The following is a 20308-nucleotide window of genomic DNA, read 5'->3' on the forward strand; positions in this document are numbered from 1 at the left end:
CTAACCCTCCCTTTGCAAAGGGGAGGGAATAAGATTTCTAGTGTTTCCCCTAAGCAAGAATTATGGGTTAGCGATCGCTTAATCCATCCTACGTTTAATTGCACCACCCCACTTACAGCAATTTTTGAGTTGAAATACAATAAAATCATTGAAAGTGTTGCAAGACAGAGCTTTCAATGATTTTATTGGTTCGGGGTTGAGCGCAAAGCGCTGTAGTACGGTTACACTTGTTAAGTAGGGTTTTGGATTCAGCCTTGTCACTTAAAGATAAAAGCATTGCGATTACAGGCGCTTCAGGCACAATGGGTCGAGCATTAGCATCTGAGTTTTCTAAGCAGGGGGCAAGGATCATTGCACTAACAACTTCGCCTAATCCTAATTTTCAAATTACGGACAGCGACAATCAACACAATCAAGCAGTAGAAGTCTTGACTTGGCAACTCGGCAATGAAACTGAACTACGCGATCGCTTACAACAAGTCGATATTCTCATTCTTAATCATGGTGTAAATGTATTAGGAGCAAGAGATTCTATATCAATTTATAAATCCTACGAAGTCAATACTTTTTCTGTTTCCCGTTGGATCGATTTATTCTTAGAAACTGTAACTGATTCTCAACCAATCACCACCAAAGAGATTTGGGTGAATACTTCCGAAGCCGAAGTCAATCCTGCCTTTAGTCCATTGTATGAACTCTCAAAACGCGCGATCGGGGATTTGGTGACATTACGCCGCCTTGATGCACCTTGCAAAATTCGCAAATTAATTTTAGGTCCATTCAAAAGCGATCTCAACCCCTATGGTGTAATGTCAGCAAATTTTGTAGCTTGGGCGATCGTCGCTTTAGCTAAACTTGGTTTCCGCGATATTATTGTTACGATTAATCCGATTACATTTATTGCTTATCCGCTTAAAGAATTTTGGCGATCGCTATACTTTCGCGCATTTTCTCGTTCTCTCAAATAGCTAGAACTCATGCAGTGGATAGATATAATGTGGGCAAAGCCCACACCATATCTATCCAAAATCCCAAAAAGTTACTTAAGTTTATTCTCTTTAGTTATTATGAATCCTGCATTACAAACAGAAATTTGTCAGTTTATTCGTGAAATCGGTCAAAAGGCAATTCATTTGAGAGAGTTGGGTTTTCAAGTGGATGAAAAAGGTTTTGATGATTATGTAACAAATGTCGATCGCGAACTTGATCACCTCTTAAGTCAAAGGTTTCAGGCGTGGTTTCCTAATGATGGAATAATTAGCGAAGAAAATACGCGATCGCTAGAACTCTGGCAACAAAAATCAGAAATTGCTCAAAAATTCTGGTTTATCGATCCCATTGATGGCACTGATGACTTTATTCATGGGCGGGAGTTCTACTCAGTTATGGTAGGTGTTTTAGAGTCATTTCAGCCAGTTCTTGGCTGGGTATATGCTCCCAAGAGCGATCGCTTATATTTCGGCGGAACTGCCATCAATGGCTTATTTATCGCTACTAATGGAAATGTCCCTGAGGTTTTATATCCCCATGAACCAATTGGCACAAGTCGCGATCGCATAATTGTGAGCAAAAAAGATGATCTCGCCTATGGCGATGCGATTCGCACTGCTGTTCCCAATGTCGAGTTTTATAGTCTCGGTAGTTTTGGCTTAAAGGTAATGGAAGTTGTCCAAGGTCGGGCAAGCGCTTATATCTATCTCAATCGTCGCGTTAAGCTTTGGGATACTGTTGGTCCCTTAGCGATCGCAAGAGCCGCAGGTTTAATTTGTTGCGATCTCGAAGGTCGCGAAATTGGATTTGGATACGATGATATTAATCCTGAAAAGCTGACTCACAATCAATTAATCGTGATTGGCTGGTCAAAATTTATCGATGAATATCTTGTTGCGATCGCCAAAGAATTTCATGATATTTAAGTTCTAAAAGTAGTTTATGAACTGCTTGTGTGGGATTTTATTTTTCTCTGAGCTTTCAGTAACTTAATTGTATTAGGATCGGCATCTTTACGCCAGATGACTCTATGTCCTTGAAGTTCGACATAATTCTGATCGAGAATCTGTTGCCAATCTTGCATATGACAAGTTTCTGTAATATTGTCTATTAGTGCCCAACTTTCCTCCTGTTGGGTGAGCTTAGCAAACTTCTCGTACTGCGGATAGCTAGGCATCAAGTAAGATTCTTTGCGATGTAAGATCGGCGGGTTGGTCGAGCTACGGCGATCGTGGTAGCGAACTTGCAGATCTCGCAAATCAATTTGCATTGATGTCTGTAACTTGGGGTGTGGATCTATATCAAAGTCTGGATAAAATAGATAGGATATTTTGGGGTTATGCAAATGGAACTTGACTAAGGTTGCGCCATCCATTCTGCCAATTGTACGACTGACACATCCTTCATATAGTCTCAACATAATATCCAAATTATCAAGTGCCGAGACATGCACATAGAGCGCTTGACTATCTAATCTACCAATCTTACTGTTTTGGCAACAGGTTGCGATGAATCCAGATTTTCCTAAATTAAATAACATCAAAGCAGAAGTAGTACTTGCCCCTTGGTATGACCCAAATAGAACTTTGATATCGGTTTGATATAGTGGCGAAAGCTGACTAAGTTTAAGCCTTTTGTCTGGATTATCAAAATTGCTGAGTGCAAGAAATACAAGAATATCTTGGCGGCGCTTATCGGAGATCGCATCCCATTCATCTTGATTGGTAGCACTAACAATTAAGTTAAAGGCGCGGCGTACCGTTCCAAATTCCGTCAGTAACGGCTCGAAGTTTTGCAATTCATCTCCAGTTGGCAATCTGCCCCGCTCTGTGAAGAAATCCATCAAGGGAGTAAGTAATTTGCGATAGTCTTCAAATCGTTTGGAGACTAGTCGGATTCTGGGTGTTGTCGCTCTCGAACGAAAGCGTGATGCTCTGAAGCTTTGCGCTTGCATCTCGTCGCGAAATACAAAATAAATGCCGAGAGCGACAGGCACAGAATCTACGCCTAACACTTGATCGATATAGAGTTTGAGTTCTTCTTGTTCGTAATACTTCTGGAAAGTGTTACGGCTACTCACCACACCGTCACTGTAGGCGATTTGTCCTTTGCCCACATCACCGATTAAAACTTGTGCGGAGACAATCAAAACTTTCTGAGTTAATTCCCATGCTTTGATGAGGGCTTCTCTTCTTTCGATCTGCGATTCAATGACGTTGAGAATATAGCCGAGGTTGACGATTTCGGCACTTGTGCGATCGCATTGTGGTCGATAGTATGGGTCCCAACCTGAGCTAGTGAATCCGCGATCGCTAATTCTTTTGATATCTTCGCCATGCCCACAGCCATAGTCAAAGAAGGTTGAGCTTTCTGTAAAGAGTCCCGCTTCTAGGGCAAGTCGAACAGGCTTGGATAGATCGGGGCGATGAATGGCAGCTTTATGGCGATCAATTTTGATGTTGCCTTCACCCTCAGTCCCTTTCCCAGAGGGCGAGGGGAGCAAGATGACCTGATGACCTTTAAGTTTGACATTGTATTCCTGTAAACGTTGCTCCCATCCTTTACGAGTGCCGATGGTGCGCGTCTCATGAAATAAGCCGATCGCTTCTTCTTGTTTGGTTAATTGGGCAAATAGTTGATAGTTGGGGTAATCTGGGTTTACAAAGGTTTCTTTGCGATGCAGGATTGGAGGATTAGGTGGGTTTTGATAGTCTCGCTGCTGAACTATTTGGGCTTTTAGGTCAACTTGAATACTGTGATGTAATGCAGGATGTGGATCTGTGTCAAAGTTTGGATAAAACAAATAAGAAATCTTGGGTTGTTCGTAATTAAATTTGATCAGAGTAAATTCACTTTCTTCTGGAAGTAGTAATCTGGCTTGGCTATCGCATTCTTGTAATTGTGGAGAGAGATAGGCGATCGCAGAGATATGCACATAAAGCGCAGTTGGCAACTTTTTGCCAATAGAACTCTGCTGACACATAGTAATGATTTGGCTATGGTTGCTCTCTGTAATCATGGTTGTTAGCCAATAAAATTAGATCTTCTAACTTTTTGATATTACGATCACCTGCAAGATAGCCAATACCACGATGCAAGTGAAGGCGAAATTGGGTGGCTAGGGTTTCTTTGTCGGTGGCTAGTCCATCGTTATAACAGCGTTGTTTGAGGGCAACAATTAGAATATCTGACAGATTACCAGCAAAAACTTGCCAAGTCATCTCCACATTGCTATCTGTGACAATATTAATCATTGATGGAGGAGTTGGTTCAGCAAGAGATTTACATAACGCCCAACGACAGAGGATGTTCCAATATTCAATACGAGTAGCACGTTTGAGTTTGAGTAGTTGCTCTCTGGCATTTTGAGAGAGGCGAATGCGATCAATAGGTGGTTCCATAGGATTAGATGATTGGTAATTGGTAATTGGTGATTGGTTACCAGAAGTATCCTGATCGCACGGAGGTGCGGTTGGTTGATTCGTCGTAGTCTAGGAGATATTCGTGTGCGAGTAGTTGATTTTGGCGGAGGCGAGTTACTTCTTCTTTGCCGATTTCGGTATCGGTTGAGAGTAGGATGACTTGCTGACTGGCGTTGGGGAAATAGCGATCTAGAAGGTTGAGTCGGTGGGATGAGTCCAAACGACCGAGAGGGGTATCGATCACGACAGGTAACTGGCAACCTGAGACACGGGCTAATCCCCATAAAAAGGCGATCGCTAACATTTGTTTTTCACCTGCGGAAAGGCGATGTTTGGGGATAGCTTTACCTTCAGCGTTGTATAGCTCTAATCGAAATGTATCGGGGGCGATCGTGATGCGATGCACAAGGCGCGATTTGTGTAAAAGGTGGAGAAAGCATTCTGTGACGCTGTTTTCTAGTTGAGCGATTTTATGGGCGGTGAGTTCTTTTCTAAACGAATCCATTGTAAATTGTACTTTAACAACTGACTGGAAGAAAAATTCTAGATTGCCCCTTGCGACTATGGTAGTTCCATAGTTTTCTAGTTCTTTTTTGCTGGAGATTAACTTGCGTTCTAAAAGGGCTAAGTTACGCTGAGCATCGTCTAGCTGATTGGCTAAAGATTCGCAAACCGCTTCGGATTCTTCTTTCTTTTGCAAGAGTTGCTGATAGATTTCTGGACTTGCGGCAGAGGCAATCACATTTTGGATTTGGGTACTTTCGCGATCGCAAGATTCCAATTTTTGCGCTGCGGTACTTGCTAAAGCAACGGTTTTAGGTAAATCATGCGCTAAAAGATTTGAGAGTGATTTCACCAGCTCTATATCGCTACCAAGCCATATTTCTCCGTGCTGCGATTCATCTTCGAGTTGAGCGAGTTCGGTTTCCAAAAACTCTTGGACTAAGCGGTTATATTTTTTAGGGAAGTTCTGGTCTATAAATTCTGACAGTTTGCGATCTCGCTCTTTAATTAGATCTAGAGCAGCTTTAGCTTTTTGCAAATGTATCTCTTTTTGGCTTTGGGAAAGCGCTTGTTCTAACAGAGGTGATTTAATCAACATCATGGGTAAACAAGTTTCTGCTAAATCTAGCAATGCTTTTCTTTGCTGATCAGATTCTTCTTTGAGTCTGTGATAGCTTTGTTCTAACTCTTGCTTATCTCCTGCGGCTTTCCCGCCTTTACGCATAAATTCACGTTCAGCTTCTGCAAAAGTAGCTTTAGCTTGTTCGAGGTCGGCTTCCAGTTGGGTTTTATGTGCTTCTTCTAATTCAATCTCTGCGGATTGTTGCGCGATTTGGGTCTCAATCTCTGTGAGTTTATTAAAAGCTTCTGTGTCAGATGATTCACGCCGTTTTTTGCTGGCTAATACTTCTAAATCAATTTCTAAGCGATCGACTAGCTCTAGTCCGAGAATTGTGCGAATAGCATCGACAATACCCTGTGTGGGAGTGTCTTGCAGAGCAAGTTCTCGAACTTGTTCACCATCAAATAGAAATAAGCCCGAAATGCCTATAGGCATGATCTCTTCGATAAACTCATCCCATGTGTTAGTCAGGGTTTCGTTATTCCAACTATCGACACGCACCTCTAGAATGTCACGACCATTTTTTGGTTGCTGTGTCCAACGACGGGAGATCGAGATCGGAACTTGGCGCAGTTCGGATTTATTGAAGCTGGCTTGTTCAAAGACTAATTCGATCGCAGCTTCTTCGCCGATTTTGGCTTCGCGATTGACGCTTTGAGATAAAAATTCGCCATAGCTTAAGTTGCCTCGCGTGGAGCATTGGGCTTTTGCGCCATATAGGACAAGGCGGAGGGCATCGATAAAGGTCGTTTTTCCACCGCCATTTAAGCCACCTAACAGGACAATTGGTGGATGGTCTTGATTGACATCGACAGAAAGATTAATCGTGTGCTTTCCTTGATAAGCACCGAAATTTTGCAGAGTTAGTTCGCGAAAAATCAAGACTGTACCTCTGCAATTGGGGAGCCAAATTTCATCGATGCCCAACTATTGACTTTTTTGGGAGACTCTGAGTCGTCAGGTTTGGTTGGCTGTCCTAGTGCAAGTTGACGCACTTTATCAGCATCTCCTGCTTGGGCAGCATCTCGAAGATCTTTAAATCGATGGGCGTTTTGAATTGCTTCTTCTTGCGATCGCGAACTGGTTTCAAAGCATTTTTCGAGGGCTTCATAGATACCGACACGGCGCATTTTGCCATAATGTTGCTTTTCAACGCTGAGCAGTTTGGTGGTGAGTTCGAGGTGCATGGCATTTTCGCCACAGAGTCGAGCAAGAATTTCCCATTCATCGGCTCCTAACAGGCTTTGATTGTTGGGATTGTTGATATCTTGGAATTTTTGACCTGTTAGATCGAGATAAATATGTGGCAGTGCGTCATCAAATTCATGTTTATCTTCACGCCAAATCCGCCGAATTTCGCTAAGTTCAGCTTGAGTAATTAGTTCAATTTCTTGCATTTCAGGAGGTGCATTTTTACGCGCTTCGGTTTGTGCTTTGAGTAATTCCCTCAGCCAATGTTCGCGCCATTTTTTGGTGTAAGGTCCTGGGATCGGCTTGACTTCTTGTTTGCCGTCGCTGTTGTGGGTAAATAGCTGTACGTTGCCACTCATTCGCCTAAAGTCACGTTTGTCCCAGTCATCGGGGCTATCGAGGGCATTGCGTAGATCTAGCATGGGCTGCATCCATTCTTTTTCGTCATCATTGAGGATCATCGCTTCCATAGATTTGTCTTTGTTGACGAGGGTGCAGACCCAGCAACCAAAGCGAGAGTCACCACAGCTAGGGGTGTTGCTGTCGATCACCAGAGGGCATTCATTGTCGGCAGTTGCGCCGCGATACATGGTGAAGAGGTCTTGATTGCTATTGCCCCAAGGGTTGGGATATTGCATGAGGTATAGCCATACTTCGCTGTTGCTCCAGTCGGCGATTGGGCTATAGATTAAGGAATTGGGTAGGCTGCCGCTATAGAGCAGGGATGTGAGATTGCTGTCACCAAGGCGATCGCCGATGCTGCCCATTTCGTGATCGGTCATCGATCGCGATCGCCTAGAGCTTTCGGCTTTGCGTGTGCCAAGGACGATGATTACTTCACCTTTTGCCCTGACGACGTTTTGGACAAATTGGTTAGATGGTTTAATTTTGAGGCGTTCGGTACACCATCTAAAGCCGTTGCGGGGGGCGGGGTAGCCTTTGCCAATCAAGTTGACCCAGAAGGTGTCTTTGACATCAGGGACTAGCAGATTTGCAGAAATTGGTAAGCCTTGCTCGATGGCGGCGGCTTGCATATTCGCGATCGATCGCTTCACCCATGCGGCGACGATGGGGTTTTCAACGCGGGTGTCGGTGGTGATGACGTAAATCTGTTTGGTGCGGCGATCGCTTGGTAGTTGTTGGATGGCTTGCCAAACGAGTTGCAGGGTGGCGGTGGAGTCTTTGCCGCCTGAATAGCCAATAATCCAAGGGATTTCGTCATGGCAATACAACTGCTGGATCTCAATTATCAGCGCTTTGATGTCTTCAATTAACTGGGGTGCAGTGCGTTGTGGTTCAGTCATGGTTGGTAAATTTGCCTTGTTTTTCGGGATATCCCTACTACTGTTGTAGTCCAAATGGACGACAAATGGCAAGATGAAAGCTAAAGCCTGTGAATTGGCAAATTAGAATTGACAAATTATTTATCCCCGAATCACGGTAATATTTCGTCCTGCGGGACTAATTGCCATCTCAGTCGTTGTCCGATCGCTAAGCATCGGTAACCGCTCACGGCGATCAAATATTACCAACCAGCCCGTATCTAAATTCAATCCCGATAGATATTTATCCAATTGCTTTAAACCTTCATTGAGTGGGTCTGGCTTGCGATCGCGCCATACTTTTAACTCCATTCCCAAAGTCACTTTGCCATAGCGTAAACATAAATCCATTCTTCCTGAACCGATCGCATATTCGCGTTCCAAAGTCCCTTTACCATTGACCACCCGATGCAAAAATGCCATCAGCACTAGATGTGGCGCAATCTCTGGATAGGGGGTACTTTTAAACAATGGTTCTCCATGCTGTCGCCAAAATCCTAGAAATGACTCTAACAAGCGTTCAGGTAGAAATTCACCCTGTTCACTTAGCCAAATTGGTTGAATATATCCCATTGAGGCTGATGTCACATAGGCAAGCACTCTGGGCAGTACCTCTTGATAAATGGGATTAGCGATCGCTAATCCATTCTCGTTACTACATAAACCTAAATCCAAAACATAGCGCACGTCATCCTGTGGCACATCTGGTAATTCCTGCCCTGCAAGGATTGGCTGAATGATCGCTCTTACTCGTTCTTCTCGCAATCGCTCAGCTAGGCTATCTAAATGAGTATCTTGTCTTTGAATCAAAATCTCTTTGGCTTGGTTGACGAATTCAGGTGTAATTGGAGTATTGGTATCTTTGGCGATATATTCGGTGATTTCTTTGGCGATCGCATTGACGAGCCAAGGCTGACCTTGTGTTAAATGAAATGCTAAATCTATTGCTTCTGGTGTAAATATTTGTTCTGTGGCTTCTGTATGTTGTTGATAGAGATTTCTCACTTCTTCAAGAGTGAAGTTACTAAGCGTGAAGGAACGCACTTTGATGTTAAAGGGGCTTGAGGTATTGAGTCTCTCACCGCCTCCTGATGCATATTTATAATCGCGGACATCGCGCATTCCCACTAGGGCAACTGACTGTGGAAAGCCTTGCGGACGTAGTGGAAAGCCATCTCTTAGCTGTCGCAATACTGTAATTAAAGTTTGATTTTGTAAAGAGTCTATTTCGTCAATAAATAGAACTATTGGTCGAGGTGAAATTTCTGCCCAAGCAGATAATACGGCGTTTATACGCTGCCCTGATTCTGCTTCTGGTGCGCTGGGTGGATGTAGTTCTTTAGGCAGCCAAAAGCGTGCATTTTTGTACCAAGCTCCTAAGATTGCTTTTTCAGCTATTTCTGGTTGATCGGGGAATGCTGATCCTACTTCTACTGAAACCATGACGGCGCAGTATTTGCCACTGGCTGTTAGTTCTTGCGCTAATGCCATCATCGCTGTGGTTTTGCCAGTTTGCCTTGGGGCGTGAATGACAAAGTAATTTTCTTGGGCGATCAACTGCTCTAGCTCTGGCAGGCGATCGCTTGCGGGTAGCATATAGTGAATATTTGGCTTACAAGGACCTGCGGTATTAAACCATTTCTTCATCATGACAGCTATTTAACAGGGCAATACTCTTTCAATATATAGCAACGAGCTAAGCAAACCTAATCCTGTAAATGAGGAGATCGTGAAATGGATAAAGTAGGTAAATATCGGGAGTATGTTCAAAGTTTGTTGTCTCGATATGTGAGTGGTGATGTGTCAGATGATGAGGTTGAGGTGCAACTGATTTTTGATGTAGAAAGGGATCATTATCAGTGGCTCAATATTGGCTGGCAAGAGTTAACTCGTGTGTATCGATGTGTTATGCATTTTGATATTAAGGATGGCAAGATTTGGCTGCAACAGAATTTGACCGATCAAAATCCTGCGGAGGAGTTAGTTGCTATGGGTGTGGAAAGGCAGGATATTGTGTTGGGTTTGCAACCACCATATAAGCGTCCATATACAGATTATGGAGTCGCATAAAATCGGGGTTTTGAGAAATGATTTTACCTGCTGTTATTCTGCGGCAGTACCAACTGATCTATTTGGCAGTCAAAAACAATAAAAAAATTAACCGTAGGGATGCGCCGCCGTAAAAACTTCAAATGTTCTTCCGCATCTACTCTGCGTCGAAATCTTCCTACAATTACGCTTTGAATATTATTGGGGAGAGGACGAGCGATCGCCCAAGGGTGGAGCATTTCTTGGTAGCTCATGGCATTAGCAATTAAATAGTGAAAGTTTTGTAGTCCAATTAGTCTACGAATTGATCGTATGAATCCAAATGGACTACAAGGGTGTATAATTTTGTAGTCCATTTGGACACATTTCTTTACAGGCTTAACATCCTCTGACACGATCAAAGGTATGGGTAAAGCAGGTAAAACACTCGGACAAGTTCTTGAAAAATATAGTATTAGCCAAACAAATCTGGCTAATGCTTTAGGTGTAGGTCGTTCAAATATTTATCGTTGGATCAATGAAGTTAGAGATCCTAACTCTGAAACGGTTTTGCGGATTGTTGCAGCGTTAGAAAAAATTAATCCCACCGCAGCAAAAGAATTTAAGAATCTGTACATGAGTGACTAGTACTCTAGAAAAAGTTGATCGCATTGATTAAAAACATTTTCTTGATGCCATCGTAAAGCTTCGATTCTTGGCAAATAGCTTTGTTGTGCTGGCAAAACGATATTCTGACCGTGAAAATCTCGCATTGTCTGAGCGTGAGGTGATTCTTCCCTAAGATCGTTAGAGACAATAATTTTGTAATCATCATCAACGGTAAACCAACCGCGATCAAAAGCCCAGTGATGATTTTTGCAAAGGGAAAGCCCATTATCAAAGCGATCGTCTCGAAATTGGGAGAACGGCTTGATATGCGCTCCATCGACAATATGTTGGTTTAGTGAATTGAGAACCTGTAACTCACAAAATGCACATCGATATTCATAAGCAGAGACAACTATTCTACGGAAGGCAGCATCTCGCACAATTAATTTAGATTCATCTTCTACTTCACCAACTGAATAGACAGCCCCACCTCTCTCTCGTAAGCGATCTTGAAATTCTTGAAAGGAATTGATTTGAAAAAGTTGCTCAATTTGTGATGATTTATCAGAAAACCAATTATTTACTAGGATATCAATTAAACTATTTCTTGATGATAAATTCTGAATTAACTCAAAAAGTTCATCATCAAAGTAAGCATACTGCACCGAATCTCTTAACCCACTTAAAGTTTTGATTTTCACTTTGGAGTTAATTACAGGTTCAAATCCAGCCTTTGCTTTTAGATGCCAAAAGCCTTCACTTTGAAGATGAAAGAATGGCTGGGCAATATCCGAACGATGGGATTCTGAACCCAAAAAGCTCCAGTATTTGAGAAATGTGGCGATTAATTCAGGTGATAAAAATATTCGGTTTTGTCTGATTATTCCCTGCTGAATTAGCGCGATCGCAGATAAAAGTAATATTGGCTTATGTGGTGCAATTCCCCGCACACGGTCTACACGCAACTTCGCAAACTTTTTGGAATAGTACAGTAAGTCTTTGCTCATAGAAATCTACTCAAATCAAAATCTTCTAACGATTCTTGATCTTTTTCCGCTAGCAGCATCAACAAAATTGCGTCGGTATAATCCACGCTTCCTTGTAAAGTGTTCTGTAAAACTTCAAGCCCTCCATTGGCATACTCTTCAAAAATTTGAACGCGGATATTTCCAGATTCTTCGTCAAGGGCAAGACTTTTAGGATCTTTGGTATGGGCGATCGCAATTAAATTGATTACAGGCTCATAGCCTCTAGCTACAAACTGATCTTGAGGAATTGGATCGGGTTCTTTTCTGGATGTTTTACCGAGAGGAATCTTCTTTCCTCGCTTAGCCCCAAGGACAGCCGCAAAAGTCATCACGTCAGCATAGGTCTGAAACGGCGCAGTAGGATTTTCAGCAGATCTTAAAGACCGTACAAGTTCAGCTTTGTCTTCAGCAATATAGATTCTACGAATACTCATTATTTGCCCCTAACTCCGCCTTATCTTTCGCGATCTTTACCCTTGCATCAGCCATTCTTACTTATTCCTCAATACCCAATCTAAAAACATCTTACACACAAGCGATCGATTCATTAACTTCAGTCACCATCAAACCAGTCATCATCAACAAGCGATCGCGCTCACATCAATGATCACATTACTCCTCAATACCATTTAACAACATCGCCACCTGCTCAGGCGCAGGTAACTGATCTCTCAACTCCTTCGGCAGTGTTGACAACCGATAAGTCGCCACCCCAATTGGCTTACTCGCATCCTTCAAAGCATATTCCACAATCATCTGATCCTTTGACTTACAGAGAATAATTCCAATTGATTGCCTCTCATCGATCATCCGCACCTTGTCATCCAACACAGCTAAATAAAACTGCATCTTACCCACATACTCAGGCTTAAACTTCCCAATCTTCAACTCAACCGCCACCAAACAGCGCAAATGTCGATGGTACAGCAGCAAATCGATAAAATACTCATCATCCCCCACCTCTAAACGATACTGACTACCCACAAACGCAAACATCCCACCCATTTCTCGCAAAAACGGCTCCACCTGAGCCAAAATCGCCGTCTCAAGCTGCCTCTCACTATGTTCATCACTCAATTCTAGAAAATCAAAGGTGTATTCGTCCTTAATCGCCAACTTTGCGCGATCGCGAATATCATCGGATAGAGTCACATCAAAATTTGTCTGGTTCAGCAAAGTCTTTTCATAGGTTTGATTCTCGATTTGGTGAATCAACACATTTTTTGTCCAGCCAAACTTGCGCGTCATCCGCAAATAAAACTCCCGCTCCAAATTATCTTTGCATTTCTCCATAATTACTAAATTATGCGACCATCCAATTTCTCGCACCATTGGCGCGAGTTTTTCATTGTCACCATAAGTTTGATAAAAAAGTCTCATTCGCCAAAGGTTAGCCGCAGAAAACCCACTTACACCTTGAAACTCAGCTTGCAAATCTTTAGCCAATTGCTCCACCACCGACTTTCCCCAAGTTTCCCCCTGTTGACGAGTCATAATCATCTTGCCAAGATCCCAATAGAGCATCACTAGCTCCCGATTGACTGCCCTCAAAGCCTCATATTGAGCAGCCCGAATCCGTTGCTTTACCGCAATTAATAACTCATTATAGGTGTCAGATAAACTTACAGAATCGACTGCCATACCCCTACCCATTAAAAGTCTGTAATAACCATCTCGCGATCGCGCTATCATCTTCTGTCAAACTTCGTTTAAGTGCTTCTTCAACTATGGCAATACTCAAACCCTCTAAAACCTGTGACTCCTTAATTGTGCCACTGCGCCCCCCTGACATTTCAAAAGCATAAACCTGTGACTCGCCGCCATTCACTACCCAATATTCCTTTACTCCCAACTGCTCATACAAAATCCGCTTGCGCCCCAAGTCATCATTAAGGGATGTCGTAGCGATTTCTACCACCAAATGTGGAACCTCAAATTGATCGAGATCTATAGAGCTATTATTTTGAGGCGTTAAGAGAAATTGATTGCCAATATAAAAAGAACAATCAGGCTGACATTCTTGAATACCTGTTTTCCGAAAGCTAGTATTTGTCAACTTAAGAATACGAATATTTTTAGCGATCGCATACAAACTAATCACATCATAAACAACCGAATTATTGCGCCCATGCAAAGCACCTAAAGCCGCCATCTCAATCCTCATAGTATCGTGATCGTAATAAAATCTAGCCATTTCTGCATAGGCAGGATCTTCAGATAAAGTTTGAAACTCATCCCAAGTTGCCCTAACCCAGCGATCGCTGACAATCTCTGCTTTAGGAGTCGCAGTTGTATTAACCATGATTCACCTCCAAGACTTCGGTATATTCATAATCATAGGCACTCTTTCGCACTAGCGGATAGCTCTTGCCATAGAGAATTATGTCATCGGTTTGCGTATCAGGCTTATTAGAGTTAAAGACAAACACATATTCTTTACCAATGCGGGGAGTCATTTCCTCCTCAACCTCAACGCGCCACTGGGTTTTGGAAACCATCACCACAAGCTGATTTGCCAATTGAGGAATCAATCTTGCCACCTGCCGACGGTAAATTTCATCAAGACTCCCAAAGGGCGAATCCATCACGATTGGGAAAGTACTACTATCTGGCCCCATCACCAAACCAGATTTGCTCCATTCCCTCACGCGATCGATGATGCTACCAATAAAAGACAAACTGAGAATCTGATTCTCTCCCGTCGAAGCACCAGATTGAACCTCTTGTCCAGCCACAGTTTCTACTAAGCTCAACTCATACTTTTCACTCAGTCTCGGTATTTGCGCTTTGAACGAGATCTGGCTAAAGATTTCATCGATCCGAGTTTCCAATTGTTTACGAAATAGCTCATTACGATTAGTTTTTAACTCAATCAGGAGATCGATCGCTTGTTGTGCAGCATCAATACGCTTTTGAGCAAGCTTTTGCTTACCTTCATTTTGCTTACTGCTCTTAATTTGCTTCTGAAGATTTTCAATTTGACCTTGATAATCAGTCCATTTCTGAAGCTTCTTGCCCTTCTCTAAATTTAAGTCCTCAACCTTGCGATCGATCTCATCAAGGCGGGTTTGCATCTGGCGAATATCCTCAACAGGACTCTTGCGTAGCTGTTCGCTAATTGATTCTAATTCTAACTCAAGTCGAGAAAGAGTGTTTTTAACATGACTGATACTTGCTTGCTTCGTATCAATGCCCTGCCAAAAATCTGTGGCTTGTTTCTCTACCTCATCGACAAAACCTTCTAGCTTCAAAGTTGCAGTTTCCACATCTGCTAAACCTGCTTTCTCTAGCCAAGACCTGACCTGCTCATAGTTAGGAGAGTCATCATGCAATGCTGCACCACAAATGCATTTGCGGCGTTCCAATAGATCTAGGACAAAGGTCTGTTTGATATCCGCAGGCAATTCGCCGCGTTCATGCAATCCGCCAACTAACTCACGAAAATTTGCGATCGCCTGAGGCAAAAATACACTATAACCTTGCTTAGAAATCGCCTCCTTAAGTTCATTTTTTACACCTCGCAAATTACTTCGGGTTTCTTTTTCTTGCAATTCAAGATTCTCACGCCGCTTTTGGATTTCATCAATACCACCCAATTCCGTCAAGCGTTGATTACAAGATGCTTTTAGTTGATTTTGCGAGTCTAGTTCCTGTTCGATTTCCTTAATTCTGACTTCACATTCAGCACTATCGTTCTCCAGCTTTTGTTTTTGAGAAATCAAGGTTTTAGTTTGGGCATCACCAATGTTTTTAAGTTCATCCTCAAGGGACTTTCTTGCTTCCTTAAGATGCTTAATCGCATTATCTAAAACCTGCACACCCAAAAGCTTTTTTGTCGCTTCCGCAATCTCATTGCGATTATCCGATCGCACAATTTGCTCGATTCGCTCACCATCAAAAAAGAAATACTGATGCAAGCTTCTAGGCAAAATGCCATTAATTACGGCTTCAGGATGATTTTGGGTAACCCAACGTCCATCATCACCCGCCACTTGTAAAAACAACTCACTTTTGCAGTACTGAATATTTTTCTCACCATTATTAGCAAGCTTATAGGCCCGGGTTAGCCGCCGCACCCGATAGCGCTTAGCATCATGCTCAAATAAAACTTCTGCCCAGCATTCCACGGGCTGATTCAGTTGGGATTCAGCGATCGCTTGACGGTTGACAAGCTGCTCAGGATCGCCAAAAGCAGATGTAAATTTCTCGTATAGCACCCATGTAAAAGCATTTAGCAGCGAGGTTTTACCAGTGCCATTGTTGCCATGCATGATCGTAATGTTGCGATCGTCCAGTCTCGCTAACATGATTTCAGGCGTTTGCTGATAAAAACAGCGAAAATTAAACAGCTTGATCGAGATCAGCTTCATTGCACTTCTTCCTTAACAATTGTCAAAATATCTTCATTAATCCGCCCCAACTCATTCTTGTCGAGCCGATCTTTTTCTATTTTGATTACTTGAGTAACAATTCGCTGAATTTCAGGCGGAGCGTTTTTAAATGGCTCGTCGATGCTACTTAGACTTGGTACTTTGCTCATGGTCAATCACCCCATACGTTTATTAATTTTATCTTAAATATCTCTTAGATCCCCCCAGATCCCCGCCTTTTTCTTTAAAACCCACTCTCTGGGGTAAATATAGCTATAAATCCAGTAGCCCGTAGCGTTGCTGTAAGTCCACCAACTTTAGTCTCGCTTCACCGCCGTTATCAGCCAAGTTTGCAAATTCCACAAAACGTTGTAACTCTTTTCTCAGTAAATTGCGTTCCACATCCAAAGTCTCGCGCCCCAAATCAGGCGGTAATACAATCATGTCAAACAAAGTTGCCCGTCTTTTATCAGGATGCGATCGCAAAATCCTGCCCCGACGCTGAATAAATTGACGGGGATTGCTACTGCTCGCCAGCATAATTGCCGTTTGGATTGCAGGAATATCCACACCTTCATCTAAACATCGAATCGCCACTAGTCCCTGTAATTCACCAGTTTCAAACCACAACCTCAAATTTTCGCGCTCATCCAAAGATGTCTCGGCTGTATAGGTGTTAACGCGATATCCCAATTCCGAGCCTAGTAACTGCGCCACCGCATCTAACTGACGAGTGCTCTCAGTTGTCACCTCATCCTCGACCGAGCCATCACCGCAATAAATCAATGTATGTGTTGTCTCCAGACGTTGCTGCATCAATTCTCGTAAAGCGACTAGCTTATTCGCCGCCGCCCCCAATAGCCTCGCCCGTTGCATCAATAAAGCCGCTACCATCTCGTTATCATTGCGATCGCTATCAAATGCGATCGCTCGACCAATTTTTTTCGTCAGATCAGCATATTTCTCAGTCTCAGAATCCGTCAGTTCCACCAAAATCGGATAGTAGAGATAATGCACAAGCGCTCCCGCTTTGATGGCATCCGCTAGTGTAAATTCTGGCTGAATTACTGCACCAAAATACTCAAATATTGCTTCTGTTCCATCCTCATCAAAATAGCGTTCTGGAGTTGCTGATAAAGCTAGCCTTAGTCCCACATTACGTGGCAAACTCTCCACTAAACGTTTTGCACCTAAGTTATGAGCCTCATCACCAATAATTAAAGTTTTCTCAGGAAGATATCGCAACTGCGACTGTAATCCCTGACCAATCAGCGTCGCATTTGTAGTGATTATGGTCAAAAATTTCTGATTTCCCGATCGCACGTTATAAAGTTGCGTAGACAGCCGATCTTGCCAATTATGAACACTTTCAAAAGCCAAGATTGGTTTCAGTCCAAATTTCTGACATTCCCTTGACCATTGAATTACCAGATGGCGATAGGGACAAACGATCAGTAAAACCTGCAATCCAATCTTTTGATAAAGTTCAGTAGCGATCGCCAGCGCCGTAATCGTCTTACCGCTACCCGTCGCCATCTTTAGCGTACCGCGTCCATTATTCTTAAACCAATTCGCGATCGCCTCTTTTTGATAATCCCGCAGTTCTAAATTAGAAGGCAATATCGGTAAACCATGATCTTGTTGAATGATAATGGGCATATATTCTTTATTTGCCTCTGACATCACAGGATTTCTTTTCTTGATTTCATCAATAGGAAATTGATCAGGTCGTAAACGCAACAGCGATCGCTTGGCGGCTTCAGGAAAATCGAGAATGTCAAGCAATGGGGTTCGATTTTCCCATAACCGTCTAAAGTTCTCAGCCTTGCTCAAAGCTCTTTCCCTTATGCCTTCCTCCCAAGAGCAAAAAACATCAATACACTCAAAATTATCCATCAAAGCACTAGAACTCTCATTTGCCGATCCTGTAAAGGCAACAAGATTACCCGCTTCGTCAGAGAAAATCCCTAGCTTCTCATGATAGATCCCTCTTTGATTGCGAATATCCTTACGAATAGCAAGCTTAATCTCTAAAATATTTTTACTCAAAAGCCACGCCAGACAGGCTAAACGATCTTTGACAACCTCTTCAAACTCTTGATCTAATTCCTTTAACAAACTCTGCGTAATAACTTCATCTCGCTGTTTGAGTCCCAGTGCGATCGCTTCAGCATCCTGCTCTGACAAACATGGTGAAGCAATCAAACGCATCTTACCGCCAGAGCGAAGTAATGACATTAGCCCCTTGGCGACTGTTGCCATTGAGGTACTAGAAAAAAATCCCACCGCTCGACTGTAGAGAATCGAGTTTTCTAAACAAGGAATGTAAAAATCTTGCACTAAATCGCAGACATCGCTGCGATATTCACTTTGAAGATTTAGATCGCTCAGCACTTTGCATCTCCTAATCGTTATACCAAAACACAAAATGGCGTAGCCATTTTGTGTTTTTAAAACCCTTACAGGGTTTGGTTTTTAATTCACAGCAGTGTCGTCACACTTTTGTGGATTGGTATTAAATCCAGTCATAGAGTTGCGACGCAAAGCGCTGCAACTCTATGACTGGGCTTTGGCTTTGTCCTCATATTGCTAACTATAGCTAGAATTTTTGACCAAGAAACTCACCAACTAAATATAGTGAGCCGCAGAGAATCACAATATCATGCGATCGCTGATCATCAAAAGCAGCTTCCAGTCCTAATTGCAGATGCTCATAAGCATGAGGCTCAGTCTTGAGGATTGCAGAGGCAATCTTAGCTAAATCCTGCGGCGATGTTGTTGCGGGATTAGGAACAGGCACTGGATAAAGTAAATCATTAGGATGCAGCAGTGCTTTGAGAATTCCAGATTGATCCTTTGTATTCAGAATTCCCATTACCCACCGTTTACGTTGATTTGGAAAAGACTCATCCACAAATTGTCTGAGATATTCTGCTGCCGCGACATTGTGCGCTCCATCAACTAAGATTTTGCACGACTTTCCATTCAAGTTAAATTCTATCCATTGCAATCGACCTGCCCATTCTGTATTCGCCATGCCTGTACGCAACGCATCATCGCTAATTTGCCAACCTTGCGTTCTCAACGATTGAACTACAGCGATCGCGATCGCTGAATTAATTAATTGATGGTTTCCCAGTAACGGGAAAGGATATGCGAAACTTTGCCATATCGCGCCTGTATCTGTGCGAGTAGCAGCATTGACCCAAGTTATGGGCGCATCACATTCTGTTGATTTTGCTTGCAAAGCCGCGATCGCTTCAGGATGATTCTTGGCAATGACTACAGGACATTTAGGTTTAATAATTCCTGCTTTTTCGGATGCGATCGCACCTAAGGTATTTCCCAATTGCTGACAATGATCTAGCCCAATTGAGGTAATTGCACAAACTAAAGGGCGATCGCATACATTGGTTGCGTCTAATCTACCGCCCAAACCTGTTTCAATAATCGCAATATCTAGATTTCGCTGTGATTTTTGTTGAGCGAAATACCACCACATCGCCGCCGTGATCACTTCAAACTGCGTTGGTGGGAACTCTGACGCGATCGCCGCATCGACTTGATCCAAAGCCTCAAATAAATTCTCATTACTAATCCATTCGCCATTAATCGTAATTCGTTCGCGCCAATCAATTAGATGTGGCGAAGTATAACGCCCAACGCGATAGCCTGAGGCTCGTAAAATTGACAGCAAAAAAGCACAAACGGAACCTTTTCCATTTGTGCCAGCGACATGAATCACGGGAATTTGTTGATGGGGATTTCCTAAAGTATTGAGCAGTTGTTGAATGCGCTCTAGACCAAGGTGAATGCCAAATTTATCAAAACTGGCAAGATACTCTTCGATGGATGGATTAATTTGCTTTGGATACATGAACTTCTAAGGCGTAGATTTTGCCTTGGGCATCGACTTCGGCAATATGTCTGCCTTGCATCGCGAATAGTTCACCACTATCACGCTTACCTGCGATCGCCCAAATAGCTTCTAGTCCATTCTCTGTCTTTCTGGTCGTCCAAACTCGTTGCATCCCAGAATAAGATTGAAAAAATTTACGATATAGTTGTGCGATTTCATCTTTGCCAACTACTTTTTTTGCTCCTGATGGATGGACTTCGGCTTGCTCAGCGAATAACTCTACCAATTCGTTGAATGCTTGCTCGTCATCATTAGCGCGATCGGAAAGTTTAAAATATTGGTCTAAAACAGTCATATTCCCTT

19 protein-coding genes are annotated in these 20308 nt (G+C 42.8%); 4 read left to right on the forward strand and 15 right to left on the reverse strand.

Going from position 1 to position 20308, the window contains the following annotated elements; all coding sequences use genetic code 11:
* Positions 1–254 precede the first annotated feature (254 nt).
* Positions 255–968, forward strand: coding sequence for a bifunctional sterol desaturase/short chain dehydrogenase (locus APA_RS16565; RefSeq protein WP_236579613.1), 714 nt, complete (start codon positions 255–257; stop codon positions 966–968).
* A gap of 99 nt (positions 969–1067) precedes the next feature.
* Positions 1068–1916: a 3'(2'),5'-bisphosphate nucleotidase CysQ gene (locus tag APA_RS16570; protein ID WP_201323361.1), complete on the forward strand. Its 849-nt coding sequence runs from the start codon at positions 1068–1070 to the stop codon at positions 1914–1916.
* Positions 1917–1930: 14 nt separating this feature from the next.
* Here APA_RS16570 and APA_RS16575 read toward each other — a convergent pair whose 3' ends face one another.
* The 5 genes from APA_RS16575 to APA_RS16595 all read right to left on the reverse strand — a co-directional run bounded on the left by APA_RS16575 (position 1931) and on the right by APA_RS16595 (position 9698).
* On the reverse strand, positions 1931–4009 hold the full coding sequence (locus tag APA_RS16575; RefSeq protein WP_201323362.1) for a DNA phosphorothioation-associated putative methyltransferase: 2079 nt from the start codon (positions 4007–4009) through the stop codon (positions 1931–1933).
* Entirely contained in the window at positions 3987–4391 is a 405-nt protein-coding gene (gene dndE / locus APA_RS16580) for a DNA sulfur modification protein DndE (protein WP_201323363.1), read from the reverse strand. The genes APA_RS16575 and dndE overlap by 23 nt, the downstream gene beginning before the upstream one ends.
* 37 nt (positions 4392–4428) lie before the next feature.
* Positions 4429–6420, reverse strand: a complete 1992-nt coding sequence (gene dndD / locus APA_RS16585; RefSeq protein ID WP_201323364.1) for a DNA sulfur modification protein DndD — start codon at positions 6418–6420, stop codon at positions 4429–4431.
* A complete protein-coding gene (dndC, locus tag APA_RS16590) occupies positions 6417–8033 on the reverse strand; it encodes a DNA phosphorothioation system sulfurtransferase DndC (RefSeq protein ID WP_201323365.1) in 1617 nt (538 codons plus the stop codon). Before dndC ends, dndD begins: the two co-directional genes overlap by 4 nt.
* A gap of 120 nt (positions 8034–8153) precedes the next feature.
* Positions 8154–9698, reverse strand: coding sequence for an ATP-binding protein (locus tag APA_RS16595; protein WP_201323416.1), 1545 nt, complete (start codon positions 9696–9698; stop codon positions 8154–8156).
* Between the two features lie 87 nt (positions 9699–9785).
* Between APA_RS16595 and APA_RS16600 the strand changes: the two genes are divergently transcribed.
* Positions 9786–10121 carry a XisI protein gene (locus APA_RS16600; RefSeq protein WP_201323366.1) on the forward strand — a complete coding sequence of 112 codons (336 nt, stop codon included), beginning with the start codon at positions 9786–9788 and terminating at the stop codon, positions 10119–10121.
* Positions 10122–10144: 23 nt separating this feature from the next.
* Here the strand turns inward: APA_RS16600 and APA_RS16605 are convergent, their stop codons facing one another.
* The gene (locus APA_RS16605; protein WP_201323367.1) at positions 10145–10354 is read right to left on the reverse strand and encodes a hypothetical protein; all 210 of its coding nucleotides are present in this window, start codon (positions 10352–10354) and stop codon (positions 10145–10147) included.
* Positions 10355–10505: 151 nt separating this feature from the next.
* On the opposite strand from APA_RS16605, the gene APA_RS16610 reads away from it, so the two are divergent.
* Positions 10506–10727: a helix-turn-helix transcriptional regulator gene (locus APA_RS16610; protein ID WP_201323368.1), complete on the forward strand. Its 222-nt coding sequence runs from the start codon at positions 10506–10508 to the stop codon at positions 10725–10727.
* Here APA_RS16610 and APA_RS16615 read toward each other — a convergent pair.
* From APA_RS16615 to APA_RS16655, 9 genes are all read right to left on the reverse strand, one after another.
* Entirely contained in the window at positions 10724–11695 is a 972-nt protein-coding gene (locus tag APA_RS16615) for an HNH endonuclease (protein WP_201323369.1), read from the reverse strand. The two genes, APA_RS16610 and APA_RS16615, sit on opposite strands and share 4 nt — an antisense overlap.
* The gene (locus APA_RS16620) at positions 11692–12150 is read right to left on the reverse strand and encodes a DNA phosphorothioation-associated protein 4 (protein WP_201323370.1); all 459 of its coding nucleotides are present in this window, start codon (positions 12148–12150) and stop codon (positions 11692–11694) included. Before APA_RS16620 ends, APA_RS16615 begins: the two co-directional genes overlap by 4 nt.
* A 178-nt stretch (positions 12151–12328) precedes the next feature.
* Positions 12329–13357 carry a YhcG family protein gene (locus tag APA_RS16625; protein WP_201323371.1) on the reverse strand — a complete coding sequence of 343 codons (1029 nt, stop codon included), beginning with the start codon at positions 13355–13357 and terminating at the stop codon, positions 12329–12331.
* A 4-nt stretch (positions 13358–13361) separates the two neighbouring features.
* Complete coding sequence (locus APA_RS16630; protein WP_201323372.1) at positions 13362–14018, reverse strand: Uma2 family endonuclease; 657 nt, start codon at positions 14016–14018, stop codon at positions 13362–13364.
* Complete coding sequence (locus tag APA_RS16635) at positions 14011–16086, reverse strand: AAA family ATPase (RefSeq protein ID WP_201323373.1); 2076 nt, start codon at positions 16084–16086, stop codon at positions 14011–14013. The genes APA_RS16630 and APA_RS16635 overlap by 8 nt, the downstream gene beginning before the upstream one ends.
* Entirely contained in the window at positions 16083–16256 is a 174-nt protein-coding gene (locus APA_RS16640; RefSeq protein ID WP_201323374.1) for a hypothetical protein, read from the reverse strand. Before APA_RS16640 ends, APA_RS16635 begins: the two co-directional genes overlap by 4 nt.
* 103 nt (positions 16257–16359) lie before the next feature.
* A complete protein-coding gene (locus APA_RS16645; protein WP_374101366.1) occupies positions 16360–17745 on the reverse strand; it encodes a DNA phosphorothioation system restriction enzyme in 1386 nt (461 codons plus the stop codon).
* A 940-nt stretch (positions 17746–18685) separates the two neighbouring features.
* Positions 18686–19963 (reverse strand): folylpolyglutamate synthase/dihydrofolate synthase family protein, encoded by a 1278-nt coding sequence (locus APA_RS16650; RefSeq protein WP_201323375.1) that lies wholly within the window; start codon positions 19961–19963, stop codon positions 18686–18688.
* Complete coding sequence (locus tag APA_RS16655) at positions 19944–20300, reverse strand: nuclear transport factor 2 family protein (protein ID WP_201323376.1); 357 nt, start codon at positions 20298–20300, stop codon at positions 19944–19946. Before APA_RS16655 ends, APA_RS16650 begins: the two co-directional genes overlap by 20 nt.
* Positions 20301–20308 lie beyond the last annotated feature (8 nt).

Origin of the sequence: Pseudanabaena sp. lw0831 (assembly GCF_016584665.1) — a bacterium.
Classification (GTDB): Bacteria; Cyanobacteriota; Cyanobacteriia; order Pseudanabaenales; family Pseudanabaenaceae; genus Pseudanabaena.